General features: G+C 69.5%; 1 protein-coding gene. It reads left to right on the top strand.

The genetic code is table 11. The annotated features are described in order from the left end of the window. Nucleotides 1-75 precede the first annotated feature (75 nt). Nucleotides 76-1,277, top strand: a protein-coding gene (locus ACWEFJ_RS39225; RefSeq protein ID WP_449716921.1) for an IS3 family transposase whose coding sequence is annotated in 2 segments (ribosomal slippage) — nucleotides 76-361 and nucleotides 361-1,277 — 1,203 coding nt in all. Because the reading frame shifts where the segments join, the coding sequence is not laid out codon by codon here. Nucleotides 1,278-1,307 lie beyond the last annotated feature (30 nt).

Here is a 1,307-nt window from a genome sequence, read left to right as displayed (position 1 = left end):
GGGCCCTGACCCTTGATGTTGGACACCAGACACACTTGGATCCTGACGATCCGGGTGGACAGGAGTCCCGTTCAGATGGTGATGAAGCACTACCCGCCGGAGTTCCGGGCCGAGGCGGTCGCGCTCTACCGGTCCCGCCCCGGCGCGACGATCAAATCGGTGGCCCAGGACCTGGGCGTCAACCACGAGACGCTGCGCAACTGGATCCGGCTCGACGACGCACAACGCACCGGGGCACCCGCCGCCACCGCGAGCGCCTCGGCCGCGGCCTCGCCGGAGGACGAGAACGCCACGCTGCGCAGGCGGATCCGCGAGCTGGAGGAGGAACGCGACATCCTGCGCAAGGCGGCCCGGTATTTCGCGACGGAGACGCGCTGGTGAACCGCTTCGGGTTCGTCTCCGAAAACCGACGCCGGTACGGCGTGAAGCGGTTGTGCCAGGTCATCGGGATCGCCCGGTCCAGCTACTACCACTGGAAGGCCACCGCACCCGACCGGGCGGCCCGCGCCGCGGACGACGCGCGCCTGGCCGCGCGCATCCGGGTGATCCACCACGAGTCGGCCGGCACCTACGGCGTCCCCCGGATCACCGCCGAACTGCACGACACCGGACACCACGTCAACCACAAACGCGTCGCCCGGGTCATGCGCCAGGGCGGCCTGGCCGGGCTGCGACTGCGCCGCCGACACCGCACCACCCACGCCGACCCCACCGCGGCCAAAGCCCCCGACCTGCTCGAACGCGACTTCACCGCCCAGACGCCCAACACCCGCTACGTCGGCGACATCACCTACCTGCCCATCGCCGACGGCACCTTCCTCTACCTCGCGACCATGATGGACCTGTGCTCGCGCCGCCTGGTCGGCTGGGCCGTGGCCGACCACATGCGCACCGAACTCGTCCTCGACGCCCTGCACACGGCGCAGCGGACACGCGGCAGCCTGGCCGGGGCGATCTTCCACAGCGACCACGGAGCCCAATACGGCGCCAAATCCTTCGCCGACGCCTGCCGCGCCGCCGGAGTGACCCGGTCCATGGGCGCGGTCGGCAGCTCAGCCGACAACGCCGCCGCCGAAAGCCTCAACGCCTCCTTCAAACGCGAAACCCTCCAAGGCGCCCAGACTTGGGACAGCGCAGAGGAAGCACGCCTGGCGGTGTTCGGCTGGATACACCGCTACAACACCCGACGACGCCACTCCCACCTCGGCCAGATGTCCCCGATCGACTACGAGAACAGCCTTACTTCGACACCGGCTACGCTGACCCCAGCCGCATAACCCCGTGTCCAACATCCGGGGTGAAGTCCC

The sequence above is a fragment of the Actinosynnema sp. NPDC004786 genome, from assembly GCF_053601135.1.
The sequence above is the reverse complement of the archived record's forward strand: the minus strand, read 5'-3'. Positions and strand labels throughout refer to the sequence as shown.